Here is a 12433-nt window from a genome sequence, read left to right as displayed (position 1 = left end):
GTTCGGCGGCGTGCTGGTCAAATGCCGTTCCCTTCCCGGGTGTACCGTGCCGCGTGCCGCGCCGCGAGGTAGCCGAACGTCACGGCGCCGCCGACGCGGCACCCCGGCCCCGGATACTCCGACGCGGTGAACGAGTGCGCGTCATCGCCACAGGCGTACAGACCCGGCACGGGTTCGCCCGTCCCGGTGAGGACGCGGGCGTCAATATCGGTCCGCACCCCGAGGGTGGTCGCCAACGGCGTCGGGAAGACGGCGACGGCGTAGAACGGCGGCCGGCCGAGGGTTCCGCGTGCCGTCACGGTGTGCGCCAGCGCGTCGGGATCGACGCCGATCTCCGCGGCCAGCGCCCGCACGGACCGGCCGGACCGCAGGTAGCCGTCGTCGAGATGACGCCGCAACGCCGCTCCCGGCAGGTACGGCCGGACCAGGCCCAAGCCGTACTTCCGCAGCGCCGCCGCGTCGGTGACCAGCCACGCCGGCACCGCCGGATCCGGCCGGGCGGCGTACATGGCGCGGACGAAGCGGTGGTAGGACACCGACTCCTCGACGAACCGGCGGCCCGTCCGGTCGACGGCCACGACGCCGGACCCGGCCCGGTCCCAGATGTGCGGGAAGACCACCGTGCTGCCGTCGCGGCGCCGGCCGACGGAAGCGGGGAACCACAGGGCGTTGTCGTCCCGGGCGGCGCCGAGCGCTCCGCCCGCCGATCGGGCCAGGCGCAGGCCGTCTCCGGCGGCCTCCGGTACGGCCGGCGTGAACTGGGCGACCGGCTCGGGCAGGTGTGCGGCGCGCAGCGCGGGGTTCGCGGCGAAGCCACCACAGGCCAGGACGACGCCGCGCCGGGCGCGGACCCGGTTGACCGTGCCACGCCGGTGCACCACCGCGCCTTCGACCCGGCCGCGCTCGCCGACGACCAGTTCGCCGGCGTGCGCGGTGAACCACACGTCCGCCGTCCTCGCCGGCAGTCGCTCGTAGAGGGCGGCGACGAGCGCGTTGCCCATCGTCAACCGGGTTCCGCGCGGGTAGCCGCCCGCGCGGTCGAGCAGCCAGCGCAGGCCGAGGCGGCCCGCCGTCGCCGCGGCCCGGACGGTCCGCCCGGTGAACGCGGCCGCCAGCTCGTCGGCTTCCGCCCGGCGGAGCATCAAGGTCCCGCCGAGGAGCGTGAACTCCCGCACGGGGTGGCGGATCCGGCCGAAGGCCCGCCGTCCGAGCCGCCGTCCGTCGAAGGGCTCCGGTTCGAGCGCCCGCCCGGCGCCCGCTCCGGGCACCTCGGGGTGGTAGTCGGCGGCACCGGCCGTGTGCCGGAAGCCGATTCCCAGGTCCCGCAGGTGCTCCAGGGCTTCGGGGGCGTAGCGGAGGTACGCGGTGCGCAGGTCGCGGTGGCCGCGGTCGCCGACGAGCGCGTCGAGGTAGCGCGTCGCCTCGACGACGTCCGCTCGCGGATCGGCCTGCTGCCGGTGCCCCGGAACCCACACCGTGCCCGCCGAGCGGGCCGTGGTTCCGCCCACCCACTCCGACTTCTCGGCGACGAGGGTGGACAGGCCCGCCCGCGCGGCGACGACCGCGGCGGTGAGCCCGGCGGCACCCGAGCCGAGGACGAGCAAGTCGGTTTCGTGATCCCAGCCGGCCATCAGTACGTCGCCCGCCCGCCCGAGAGGTCGTAGGTGAACCCCGTGGTGAACGACGCGGCCGGGGAGACGGCCCACCGCACGAGCGCGGCGACCTCGGCCACCGTGGCGAGCCGGCCCATCGGGATGAGGGTGCGCAGCCGGGCCACCTGCTCGTCGGACATGCCCCGGATCAGGGTCGTCTCGACCATCGTCGGCGCGATCGCGTTCACCGTGACACCCGTGGTCGCGTACTCCTTGCCGAGTGCCTTCACCATGCCCATGAGCCCGGCTTTCGAGGCGGAGTACCCGGTCATGCCGGCGTTGCCGTCCTTGCCGGCCATCGAGGCGATGTGCAGCAGGCGGCCGTACCCGGCGGCGGCCATCACCGGGAGCACCGCCTGGGACAGCGCGAACGCCCCGGTGAGGTTGACGCGCAGGACGTGCTCGAAGTGCTCGATCGGCTCCTCGGCCGCGGGGGCGGGGTCACCGAGGATGCCGACGCAGTTGACGACCCCGTCGAGCCGGCCCAAGGTGCGTGTCGCGCTGCTCACCAGCTCTCGCACTCCCGCCGGATCGGTGAGGTCGACGGGCCACCAGCCGGCCAGACGGGGCAGCGGCGGAGGCACCGCGGGCAGGTCGCTGCCGGCGACCACCGCGCCCGAGGCCAGCAGCAGTTCGGCGACTCCGGCGCCGATGCCGTTCCCGGCTCCGACGACCAGGACGCGCAGGCCGTCGATCCCGGCACGGGCCACGGGATGACCTTGCTCGACGGGGAAGTTCACGAGGACACACCTTTCGGGGACGGCTCACGGGTTTCCGGGCTCGCCAGGACGGCGCCCGCCGAAGTGAGGGCGAGGACGACGAGCAGCGCTCCGATCGCCCAGTACGAACCGGTCGCCGCGCACAGCGCGGACGCGATCAACGGGGTGAATCCGCCCAGTGGATCGGAAAGCGAACGGGCGACGGTGACGCCCGAGTTGCGGACCCGCGGCTCGAACATCTCGGCGAGGTACGCGCCGGACACCGCGAGGATGACCTTGACGCCGAGCCCGTAGGCGAGCACCAGCGCGACGACGACGAGCAGCGGGTTCCGCGTCTCGAGCAGCCAGAAGAACGGGAAGGCGAACGCGGCGAGGAAGAACAGTCCGAAGAGGAACACCGGGCGGCGGCCGACGCGATCGGCCAGGTGCCCGCTCAGCGGGATCACCGCGAGCCCGACGGCGTTCGCCACCAGGACCCCGGTCAGGGCCGGCCCGGCGCCCATCCCGAGCTGCGCGGTGCAGTACGAGATCGCGAAGACGTTGAACAGCTGGGCGCAGACGGACTCGGTCGAGCGGGCCAGGGACGCCAGGACCAGGTGCTTGCGGCCGGTGCGCAGGAGTTCCCGCAGCGGACTCGCCGCCAGCGTCCCGGATTCCCGCAGCCGCTCGAACGCCGGGGACTCCGGCACCCGCAACCGGAGGTAGAGCCCGACGAACACGAGGCAGAACCCGAAGAGGAACGGCAGCCGCCAGCCCCAGTCCAAAAAGGACTGCCGGGGGAGCAGGGACATGACCGAGAAGGCGCCGGTGCCGAGCATGATCCCCAGCCCGACGCCGAGGGCCGGCACGGTCGCGTACAGCCCCCGCCGACCGGCGGTCGAGTACTCCGCGGTCATCGTCACCGCGGTGCCGTATTCGGCGCCGGCTCCCAGGCTCTGCACCAGCCGCAGGACCACCAGGAGGACCGGGGCCGCCAGCCCGGCCTGGGCGTGCGTCGGGAGCAGCCCGATGGCGCCGGTCGAGGCGCCCATCAGCACCAGGCAGAGGACCAGCAGGCGTTTGCGCCCGATCGTGTCGCCCCACCGCGCGAGCACCATGCCCGCCACCGGGCGGAACACGAAGCCGATCGCGTAGGTGGCGAGGGCCGCCAGCGTTCCGGCGACCGCGCTCGCCGCGGGGAAGAACAGCGGGGCGAACACGAGCGCGGTGGCCGTGCCGTAGAGGTAGAAGTCGTACCACTCCAGCACGGTGCCGATGAGGTTCGCGGCGACGGCGCGATGTCTGGCTCGCGAGGTCGTCCTCGGGTGCAGAGCCGATGAGGTGTGGGTCAACGGTGACCGCCTTCGACGTCGGGTTTACGGGACTGGGCAAGGGAAGTGCGGGGGTGTCAGGGCAGGGGGGAATCGACGATGGCGCCCGCGTCGCGCAGTGCTCGGCGCAGCTGCTCGCCCGGGACGTCGTGGGTGCCGACGGCCTCGGCGGCCGCGATGGCCGCGGCGGTGCCCGCCGCCTGGCCGGTCGCCATCGCCGTGCCCATGTGCCGGGTGGCGCCCATGGCGCGCCCGGTCGCGGACAGGCACCGGCCCGCCACCAGCAGCCCCTCGGTCCCCCGCGGGACGAGGCACCGGTACGGGACGGCGAACGGTGCGGGTGGTTCGAGCAGGACGAGTCCGGTCCCCGTCGTGTCGTGCACGTCCAAGGGGCCGCCGGCCTGGGCGATCGCGTCGCCGAACTGGCGTCCCCCGAGCACGTCGTCCTCGGTCAGCGTGTAGTCACCCTCGACGCGCCAGGTTTCGCGCACGCCGATCCAGGGCGCCAGCGCGGCGAGGTAGGAGCGTTCGAACCCCGGCACGGACGTCCGCAGGAACTCGACGACGGCCCGGACCTGGGTGCGGCCGGTCCGCTCGGCGATGGTGAGATCCGCGCTGTCGGAGCCGTCGAGCCCGGTCACCCGGGTCATGAGGATGAACGCGTCCGAGCCTTCGGGCGAGCTGACCAGGGAGAGCAGCTCCTGCTTCAGCGCGCCGGCCCGCACGCCGGACACCGCGAGCCGCCGCTTTTCTTCGCGCGGCAGGGCGCGGAAGCGCGCGACATCGACGTTCGACAGCCTCGCCATGAGCGTCATCGGCTGGCGGTCTCGCCGCTGCTCGACCCGGTTCTGCGTCCGGCACCCCGCGCGGCGGCAGACGAGGGCGTTCGCGGTGGCGTCGACCACCACCCGCGCCCGGATCGCGCGACGGGCGTACTGGTCCTGCGTGACGACTCCGCGGACCGTGGCGCCTTCCCGGAGGGGATCGACCACCTGGGTGTGCAGCCGCACCTCGGCGCCGCTCTCCGCGAGCAGGTCGTCGAGGACGAACTTCAGCACCTCCGGATCGAACGGGAAGGTCCGCACCTTGACCGGGTTCCGGCTCGCCTCGGCGAGGACGTACGGCGTGAACCCCTTCGCTCCGCCGGCTTTCACCAGGCGTTCGGTGATCTCGTGGCCGATGCCGCCGCCGACCCGCACGTCCCGCCAGTAGAAGCCCATGAAGCTGGCGACCATCGCGCCGGTGGCCGTGCCGCCGAGGAAGGGCGCCTGCTCGACGAGCACCGTCCGGGCTCCGGACCGCGCCGCGGCGACGGCCGCGCAGAACCCGGCCGGACCACCACCCGCGACGGCGACGTCCACGGATCGGTCGACCTCGATCGTTTCGCCGGGCAGGTCGATCGTCGGGTGCGGCAACGCTGGTTCTCGTCCGGTCATGGTGCAGAACGGTGCCTCGCCGGAGCCCGGCGGTGGCCTCCGTTCCGCAGTGCGGAACCGCAAAGCGCTGACCAGCTAAGATCAGGCCATCGAGGTGCGGAGGTGAAGCGATGGGACGCGCGCCGGGTCATCCGCTGAAATCGGTGGACCACGCGCTGCAGGTGCTGGCGACGCTGCAGGCCGGTGCGTCGGTGACGGTCGGCGACGTCGCGCAGTTGCTGGGCATCGGCCGGTCGAGCGCGCACCGGGTGCTGAGCGCGCTGGTGTACCGCGACTTCGCCGAGCAAGGGGTGAGGCGTGAGTACCGGGCGGGCCACCGCCTCCCGGTGCAGCGAGCGGGCAGCGATCCGCTGAACCGGCTGCGGGCGTCGGCGGCGCCGGCGATGAAGGAGCTCGCGGAGCGGACGGGCGAAACGGTGTTCCTGCAGGTGCTGCGCGGTCGTGACGTGCACTTCGTCGCCACGGTCGAGTCGGGGCAGGCGGTCCGGGTCGGTGACCGGACCGGCCTGGTGCTCCCGGCGCACATGGTCTCGGGCGGCCGGGCGATGCTGGCGACGATGAGCGACGAAGACGTCATCGCGCTCCACAGCGGCTCACGCCTGGCCGCCGACCCCCGCAGCCTGCGCCGCACCCTGGAAGACGTGCGCGCCAAGGGTTTCGGCACCAACGTCACGGAGACGAGGTCGGGATTCGTCGCACTGGGCGTGGCGGTGGGCGGCCGGGAGGACCACGCGCACACGGCGGTTTCCCTGGGCGTCCCGGAGTTCCGCTACGCCCCGAACCGGCTTCCGGAGTACCTGGCGGCCCTGCGCCACGCGGCGGCGGCGATCGAGCAGGCGAAGCCGGCGCCGCGCACCTCGGCCGGGTGAGACACCGAGGCCGCGGGCGGGTCCGGGCTGCCCGGCGAAACGCCGACCACCTCTCACGCGACACCACCTGACGCGGTTACCGCTGCCTCAGCAGGTACCGCTGGATCTTGCCGCTGGGCGTCTTCGGCAGCGCGTCGACGAAGTGGACCGTGCGCGGGTAGGCGTGCTTGGAGTAGTTGTCCCGGACGAGCTGCCGGAGTTCCGCGGCCAGTTCGTCGTTCGCTTCGGCGTCTCCGGTGAGGACGACGAAGGCCTCGACGACTTCGCCGCGGATGCCGTCGGGGTCGGGGCGGCCGACGACCGCGACGTCCGCGACGGCGGGGTGGGTGATCAGCACGCTTTCGACGTCGAACGGGCCGATCCGGTAGCCGGCGGCCAGGATGACGTCGTCGTTGCGGGCGGTGAAGAAGAAGTACCCGTCGTCGTCGACGCGGCCGGAGTCGGCGGTGAGGTACCAGCGCTTGTCGGCGGTGAACCGCTCCGACGTCTTCTCGGAGTCTTCGTGGTACCCGGTGAACCACAGCAGGGGACTGTGTTCGACGTCGATCGCGATCTGGCCGTCGACGGTTCCCGCGACGTAGCCGGGCATGGGCTGACCCATCGAGCCGGGCTTGACCGGGCGGGCCACGTCCGGGTGCCAGTGGTTGTTGACGACCATGCCGAGTTCGGTCTGGCCGTAGTGGTCGCGGACTTCGACGCCGAGCGCTTCGCGGGCCCAGTCGACGACGTCGGGGGTCAGCGGTTCGCCGGCCGAGGAGGCTCGGCGCAGCCGCAGGTTCCGCACCAGGCCGCTCTTGCTCAGCGCCCGGTACATGGTGGGCGCGCCGGCGAAGTTCGTGACGCCGAACCTGCCGATGACGTCCACTGTGGACTCCGGGGTGAAGCCCGTCTCGAGGAGCAGGTTGCGCCGTCCGGTGACGAGCGGGGCCAGGATGCCGTAGTAGAGGCCGTAAGCCCAGCCCGGGTCCGCGGCGTTCCAGAAGACGTCGTCTTCGCGGACGTCGAGGCCGTAGTGCAGGTAGCAGTGGAAGGACGCCAGTGCGCGGACCGGCACCGGGACGCCCTTGGGCTTGCCGGTGGTGCCGCTGGTGAACAGCTGCAGCATCGTCTCGCGGCCGCCGACCGCGACCGAGGTGGCGAGGGGGACCGCGTCGTCGACGAGCCGGTCGAACTCCTCGCCGGTCTCGAGGACGTCGATGCCTTCGATGGGGTCGAGCTTCGCCCGCTGGGAGGGTTCGGTGACGACCAGCTGTGCCCGTGCGGCTTCGACGCGCATCCGGATGGCGCCGGTGGCGAACGCGGTGAACAGCGGGACGTGCACCGCGCCGAGGCGCCAGATCGCCAGCAGGGTCGTCACCAGTTCGGGGCGCTTGCCCATGAGAACCGGCACCCGGTCACCCCGCCGGACGCCCCGCCCGGCGAGGACGGTGGCCAGCCGCCGCGAACGATCGGCCAGCTCCCCGTAGGTCACGTCGCGGTGCGTGAGGTCCGGGGCGACGAAGGTGAACGCGACGGACCGGGCGTCGTGGCGGTCACACAGCAGGTGGGCGGCGTCCGCCTCAGCGGTGGCGTACTCGGTCAGCCAGGTGCCGACCAGCGGCTGTGCGGCGAGGGTTCGAGGCTGCATCAGGTTTCTCCGGGGCGTCTTCGGTCCGGTTCGGACGGCGGGCGATTGTCAACGGGCACCGCCCGGGTGACACTGTGGCCGTGAGCGACGAGGCGAGCCACCCTCCGAAGAGGGGGGTCGATCCCCTGGGCCCGGCGGTGACCGCGGCCCTGGCCAGGCTGCGCGCCGCGACCGGGGTGAGCCTCGCGTTCGCCGGCCGGGTCACCCGGTCGGGTGTCCTGCTCAACGCGTTCGACGGTCCCGTGGTCGGCCCCCTGCGCGGCGTCCTGCTCGGCGCCGGGCAAGGCGTGGGTGGCCGCGTCGCCTACCGGCAACGTGCGCTGTCGCTCCCGGACTACGTCGGTTCGCCGGCGATCACCCACCGCTATGACCAGGTGATCCGGGCCGAAGCGTTGCGGGCGATGGCGGCTGCCCCGGTGATCGTGGCGCGGCGCTCGGTCGCGGTGCTCTACGTCGCCCTGCGCACCAGCCAACGCGAGATGGGGCGCCTGCTCGACGCGGTGTCGCACGAAGCCCGTGCCCTCGAACAAGATCTGGCCGTCACCGACGTTCTCCGCCGGCTGCGTGACCGGCAGGCCACCGAGGACGGCATCCGGCGGTCACGGGTGTCCGAGGCCTACGCGGACCTGCGCGCCCTCGCCGACGAGATCGGGGACCCCCGGCTGCGCGCGCGGCTGCTGAACACCGCCGGACTCCTGGTCGGCGAGCGGTCGCCGGAGGCGGACGTCCCCCACCTGACGGGCCGGGAGCAGGACGTGCTGGCGCTGCTCTCGACGGGTTTGCCGAACCAGGGCATCGCCGAGCGGCTGGGCATCGGCGTCTACACGGTGAAAGACCACGTCAAGAACATCCTGGCCAAGCTCGGCGCCCAAGGGCGCATGGAGGCCGTGGCCCAGGCCCGGCGGCTCGGCCTGATCCCTTAGCCGCGAGCGATGTGCGAGAGCGGTTCCGTCCTGCCCGCCGGCGGTACGTTGACCGGGGACGGCCGTGCCGACGGCTCGCGCACTCGTCGAGCGGGAGTGCGAGCCGGGGGACCGCGAGCACCTGGTCGTCGAGACCGCCGCCGAACGCGTCGGACTGATCCGGTGGCCCGTCACCCGGCCTTGACGGCGTGCACCGCGTCGGCGAGCGCGACGAGTGTGGCGATCGGGTCGTCACCCAGTGGGTAGCCGGCCCGCTCGACTTCCGCCGCGTGGTCCGGGGTCAGTTCGTGCTCGCGCAGGTGGGCGCCCGGCGGCGGAAGCACGGATCACGAACTCGGGACACTGCTAGTCGACGACGAATTTGTCGGCGACCGTGCCCATCTGCCAGTCTTCGGGCATCGCGTCGTAGACCAGTTCCGGTTCGGCGCGCTCGGTGTGCAGCGTCCAGTAGGCGTTCGCGATGGCGTCGGGCTCCGCGTCGGGTCCGCCTTGGCCGATCATCGCGGCCAGGGCCACATGAGCGACGTAGACGCCTCGGTCCGCCAGGGAGGCGTGGAGGTTCAGCGCCCAGTTGCGCAAGCCCCCGGTGGCGATCTGCACGTTCGCCACGTGCGGGGCGATCATCGGGCCGGATCCCGCTCCCGTGGTGAAGATGATCGTGCCCGTTCCGCGGGACAGCATCCCCGGCAGCACCTGCCGGACGGCGGTGATACCGCCACGGACGTACAGGTCGAACTCGGGCAGCACCGACTCGACCGTCACCTCGCTCGCGTCGACAAGCGGCTGGTTCCGCAGGTCGGCAAGGCTCGGCGCCGGCGAGAACTCCAGCACGTCGACCCCGCCGAACCGCTCCTCCGCCGCTGCCAGCGCGGTGCGCAGGCCGTCCGCATCGCGGATGTCGGCGGGGAACGCCCCGGCGTCGGCGCCCTCGTCCCGCAGTGTCGCCGCGAGCTTTTCGAGCTGTTCACCGTTCCGCGCGAGCAGCGCCACCGAAAAGCCCTCGCGTGCGAACCGCCGGGCGATCGACATCCCCAGCTGGGGCCCCGCCCCGACAACGGCAAGTGTGCTCATGACGCCATCCCCTCTCGGCACTCGCGTGCCCCTGTGCGCTACCGGCCCGCGCCGGCGCGGATCATGATCCACCCTACGCGTGCCGGCCATCGACTGCACCGGATCCCTTGCGCGGAAACGAATCCGGCGCGGGTCGTCGCGTCCCGATCGGATCGGCCCTCGGGGCTGACGACGGCAAGTCCACTTCGGACGTGACGGGGAAATGGGCTCGCGCGCGTCCCAGGCGCCCGCCGCCGTGCGCTCGATCGGCGACATCGGTGGATTCAGGCCCGCCCCGGTCCCTCGCGGGCGAAGTGCGGTTCCGCCGCTTCCAGCCGTGGTACCGAGATGCCCAGTCGTCGTGCTTCGGCGAGGGTGTCCCGGCAGACCTCACGCGGCTCCTCGGCGTCGGGGTCGTCGTGTGCTGTCAGGCCCATGCGAGCGGCCGGGACATGAGTGGTCAGCCAGGCGAGCGCGGCGGCCGTCAGCCAGGTGGGCGCCCGGAACGGCAGCAGACCGCCCCGGTGACGTCGCAGGTCGAGGCCGCGCGCCCGGAGGAGCGGCAGCAGCTCGCGGCCGGCCAGCAGCGCCTCGCGCAGGTCCTTCCGCGCCCCGGCCAGTTCGGACAGGGAACCCCGCCGCAGGCCCTGCGAGAACATGCCGGCATCCGACACGAAATGGACCCACAGCCAGCCGCGGAAGTCGGGTCGCTCCTTGATCCGGAGCCCGGCCTCACGAAACGCCTGGCGCACGGCGAGTTCCCGGTCGGCCGGGGGCCGGCCGAGGGTGCCGAAGACGACCGAGGGCAGCAGTCCTCCGCGGAGCACGCCGTCCGCGTCGAAACCGCCACCGGCCTGGGGGAAGCCCCAGGCGACCCGGTCGAGGGGAAGGGCGCCGATCGCGGCTGCCGGCTCGGTCCAGAGGTTGCCGAAGACCAGCACCGTGGCCTGGGCGACGCGCGGGGTCAGGAAGGCCGTCGCCTCGGTGAGGCGGTGGTGCGGCACGCTGAGCACGATCAGGTCGAAGTCGTGGCCGGGCTCCAGGGTCTCGCGGTAGCGCACCGGCCACTTCTCGGTGACGCGCTGCCCCCACACCCGGCGCCGCCCGTCGAACAGATCGAGGTCCACCGCGTCCCCGTACGTCGCCGCGCGGCCCGGCCGGACGTAGAACTCGACGTCGTGGCCCGCCTTCTGCAGTGCCCAGCCGTAGATGGTGGCGATCACGCCTCGGCCGAACATCAGGATCTTCACGGGGTACCTCGTGGGGTAGGATCGATTTGGAGGTCATCTCCACTTTCGAAAATATGGAGGTCATCTCCATTTGTCAACGTGAGGGGAGTGCGTGACCGCTGAGAAGCCGCTGCGGGCCGACGCCCAGCGCAAGCGCCAGGCCCTGCTCGCCAAGGCTCGGGAGGTCTTCGACGCCGGCGAATTCTTCGACCTGCGCTTCGACGACTTCGCCGGCCTGGCCGGGGTGGGCACCGGCACGCTGTATCGCCACTTTCCCACGAGGGAGGCACTGGCCGAGGCGGTCTACCACGGAGAAGTCGCCGCGCTGTGCGACCGCGCCGGCCAGTTGCAGGCCACGCTGCCCGCGGGGGAGGCGTTGGCGACCTTCCTCCGCGACATGGTCGACCACATAGCCGCCCACCAGGGCCTCGCCCGGACGCTGGCCACGCTGTGGGCTGATCGCTCAGGTGCCCTCGCCGAGGGCAGCCGGGCGCTGGAGGAGGCGGTCGGCGACCTGGTGGCCGCCGCCGTGCGGGAGGGTACCGTTCGCGACGACGTGGACGCCGGTGCCGTGATGATGGCGTTGCACGGCATCGGCGCGGCTCATGACCGCCCTGCCTGGCGGGCCGAGGCCGACGGTGTCATCACCCTCGTGCTGGACGGGCTGCGCCGCCCGCTGTGACGAGGTGCGGCGCGGGGTCGCCGCCACCGACCGGAGGACCCGGTCGGTGGTACGGCCGCGAGCCGCGTCGGGCAGGGCTGTCGCGAGAAGGGCCCCTGCCGGGGCTCCTACCCGCGGTCGACGACCACGTCCTCTTCGCAGATGATCCGCCCGAAGTTCGAGAGATCGATGAAGTTCTCGTGGTCCGGGTCGACGATCTTCAGGAAGTTGTCGCTGAAGAACAGGGCTTCGAGATCGGCCATGCTGTCGAACCAGGCCTCGACCACCGAGTCGTACTCCGGTTCGGGGTACCGGGGTGCCGCGACCGGGTAGGACACGACGAACCGGCGGATGTAGCGCTCCGACTCCGGGATCGACATCAGCAGCGGCCGATGGATTTTCTGCTGGTAATGGATGAATTCCTCGTGGGTCATGTCCTTCCGGCGCTTCAGCGTGATGACCATCTTGATCACGGGTGATGTCCTTCTTTCGTTGATTGCGGGAAATCGATGAGTGCTCTGCGGTTCCGAAGTCGCCGCGCGAGGAGCCAGAACAGTGCGGTGGTGGCCAGTTGCCCGCCGAGTGCGACCGTGAAGGCGTGTTGCCAGCCGAGCGCGGGGGCGAGAGTGCCGAAGAGCCCGCCGATGGTGGCGATGCCGAGCGCCAGCGCGGCCTGTTGTGCTGTCGTGAACAAGCCGCCGGCCAGGCCCGCGATGCGCGGGGGCACCGCGGCCAGGACCGTCCCGACCAACGGGCCGTACTGGCTCGCCTGCGCCGCGCCGAGGAGCACGCTGAGCACTTCGAAGCAGGCGAGCCAGATCGCCGTGCCCTTCCCCTGGGCGACCCACGAAACCAGGCCGAGCAGGACGAGGCCGCCGGCCAGCAGGACCGCGGCCAGCTCCATCGTGCGGTCGCCGAACCGCGCGCGGATGTGGGGGATGCGCAGTCCGGCGAGCA

The 12433-nt window shown here is 72.4% G+C and carries 12 protein-coding genes and 1 pseudogene; 3 read left to right on the top strand and 10 right to left on the bottom strand.

Annotated features, from left to right (window positions below):
- Positions 1–17 precede the first annotated feature (17 nt).
- From ABFJ78_RS42185 to ABFJ78_RS42170, 4 genes are read right to left on the bottom strand one after another with little or no spacing between them, the layout of a single operon-like run.
- Entirely contained in the window at positions 18–1631 is a 1614-nt protein-coding gene (locus tag ABFJ78_RS42185) for an FAD-dependent oxidoreductase (protein ID WP_436393053.1), read from the bottom strand.
- Positions 1631–2392, bottom strand: coding sequence for an SDR family NAD(P)-dependent oxidoreductase (locus tag ABFJ78_RS42180; protein WP_436393052.1), 762 nt, complete (start codon positions 2390–2392; stop codon positions 1631–1633). Before ABFJ78_RS42180 ends, ABFJ78_RS42185 begins: the two co-directional genes overlap by 1 nt.
- Positions 2389–3702, bottom strand: coding sequence for an MFS transporter (locus ABFJ78_RS42175; RefSeq protein WP_436393051.1), 1314 nt, complete (start codon positions 3700–3702; stop codon positions 2389–2391). The genes ABFJ78_RS42180 and ABFJ78_RS42175 overlap by 4 nt, the downstream gene beginning before the upstream one ends.
- Before the next feature lie 56 nt (positions 3703–3758).
- Positions 3759–5117: an FAD-dependent oxidoreductase gene (locus tag ABFJ78_RS42170; protein ID WP_436393050.1), complete on the bottom strand. Its 1359-nt coding sequence runs from the start codon at positions 5115–5117 to the stop codon at positions 3759–3761.
- Between the two features lie 110 nt (positions 5118–5227).
- On the opposite strand from ABFJ78_RS42170, the gene ABFJ78_RS42165 reads away from it, so the two are divergent.
- Entirely contained in the window at positions 5228–5986 is a 759-nt protein-coding gene (locus ABFJ78_RS42165; RefSeq protein WP_436393049.1) for an IclR family transcriptional regulator, read from the top strand.
- Between the two features lie 76 nt (positions 5987–6062).
- Here ABFJ78_RS42165 and ABFJ78_RS42160 read toward each other — a convergent pair whose 3' ends face one another.
- Positions 6063–7613, bottom strand: a complete 1551-nt coding sequence (locus ABFJ78_RS42160) for an AMP-binding protein (RefSeq protein ID WP_436393048.1) — start codon at positions 7611–7613, stop codon at positions 6063–6065.
- An 80-nt stretch (positions 7614–7693) separates the two neighbouring features.
- Between ABFJ78_RS42160 and ABFJ78_RS42155 the strand changes: the two genes are divergently transcribed.
- Positions 7694–8536: a helix-turn-helix domain-containing protein gene (locus tag ABFJ78_RS42155; protein ID WP_436393047.1), complete on the top strand. Its 843-nt coding sequence runs from the start codon at positions 7694–7696 to the stop codon at positions 8534–8536.
- A gap of 170 nt (positions 8537–8706) precedes the next feature.
- On the opposite strand, the gene ABFJ78_RS42150 is transcribed toward ABFJ78_RS42155, so the two are convergent.
- From ABFJ78_RS42150 to ABFJ78_RS42140, 3 genes are all read right to left on the bottom strand, one after another.
- On the bottom strand, positions 8707–8859 hold the full coding sequence (locus tag ABFJ78_RS42150) for a hypothetical protein (RefSeq protein ID WP_436393046.1): 153 nt from the start codon (positions 8857–8859) through the stop codon (positions 8707–8709).
- Between the two features lie 22 nt (positions 8860–8881).
- Positions 8882–9607, bottom strand: a complete 726-nt coding sequence (locus ABFJ78_RS42145) for an SDR family NAD(P)-dependent oxidoreductase (RefSeq protein WP_436393045.1) — start codon at positions 9605–9607, stop codon at positions 8882–8884.
- A gap of 263 nt (positions 9608–9870) precedes the next feature.
- Positions 9871–10836: a ketopantoate reductase family protein gene (locus ABFJ78_RS42140; RefSeq protein WP_436393044.1), complete on the bottom strand. Its 966-nt coding sequence runs from the start codon at positions 10834–10836 to the stop codon at positions 9871–9873.
- Positions 10837–10927: 91 nt separating this feature from the next.
- On the opposite strand from ABFJ78_RS42140, the gene ABFJ78_RS42135 reads away from it, so the two are divergent.
- A complete protein-coding gene (locus tag ABFJ78_RS42135; RefSeq protein WP_436393043.1) occupies positions 10928–11497 on the top strand; it encodes a TetR/AcrR family transcriptional regulator in 570 nt (189 codons plus the stop codon).
- 107 nt (positions 11498–11604) lie between these two features.
- Here the strand turns inward: ABFJ78_RS42135 and ABFJ78_RS42130 are convergent, their stop codons facing one another.
- Together ABFJ78_RS42130 and ABFJ78_RS42125 are read right to left on the bottom strand one after the other, a co-directional pair.
- Positions 11605–11940, bottom strand: coding sequence for an EthD domain-containing protein (locus tag ABFJ78_RS42130; RefSeq protein ID WP_436393221.1), 336 nt, complete (start codon positions 11938–11940; stop codon positions 11605–11607).
- Positions 11941–11945: 5 nt separating this feature from the next.
- Positions 11946–12433, bottom strand: a pseudogene (locus ABFJ78_RS42125) (hypothetical protein); the annotation flags it as partial.

It is taken from the genome of Amycolatopsis sp. MEPSY49, from assembly GCF_051337345.1.
Classification (GTDB): Bacteria; Actinomycetota; Actinomycetes; order Mycobacteriales; family Pseudonocardiaceae; genus Amycolatopsis.
The sequence above is the reverse complement of the archived record's forward strand: the minus strand, read 5'-3'. Positions and strand labels throughout refer to the sequence as shown.

Bases quoted from the DNA above. Each gene is read 5' to 3' on its own strand.
- ABFJ78_RS42185 (WP_436393053.1), bottom strand. From the start codon at position 1,631: ATGGCCGGCTGGGATCACGAAACCGACTTGCTCGTCCTCGGCTCGGGT.
- ABFJ78_RS42170 (WP_436393050.1), bottom strand. From the start codon at position 5,117: ATGACCGGACGAGAACCAGCGTTGCCGCACCCGACGATCGACCTGCCC.
- ABFJ78_RS42165 (WP_436393049.1), top strand. From the start codon at position 5,228: ATGGGACGCGCGCCGGGTCATCCGCTGAAATCGGTGGACCACGCGCTG.
- ABFJ78_RS42160 (WP_436393048.1), bottom strand. From the start codon at position 7,613: ATGCAGCCTCGAACCCTCGCCGCACAGCCGCTGGTCGGCACCTGGCTG.
- ABFJ78_RS42145 (WP_436393045.1), bottom strand. From the start codon at position 9,607: ATGAGCACACTTGCCGTTGTCGGGGCGGGGCCCCAGCTGGGGATGTCG.
- ABFJ78_RS42130 (WP_436393221.1), bottom strand. From the start codon at position 11,940: ATGGTCATCACGCTGAAGCGCCGGAAGGACATGACCCACGAGGAATTC.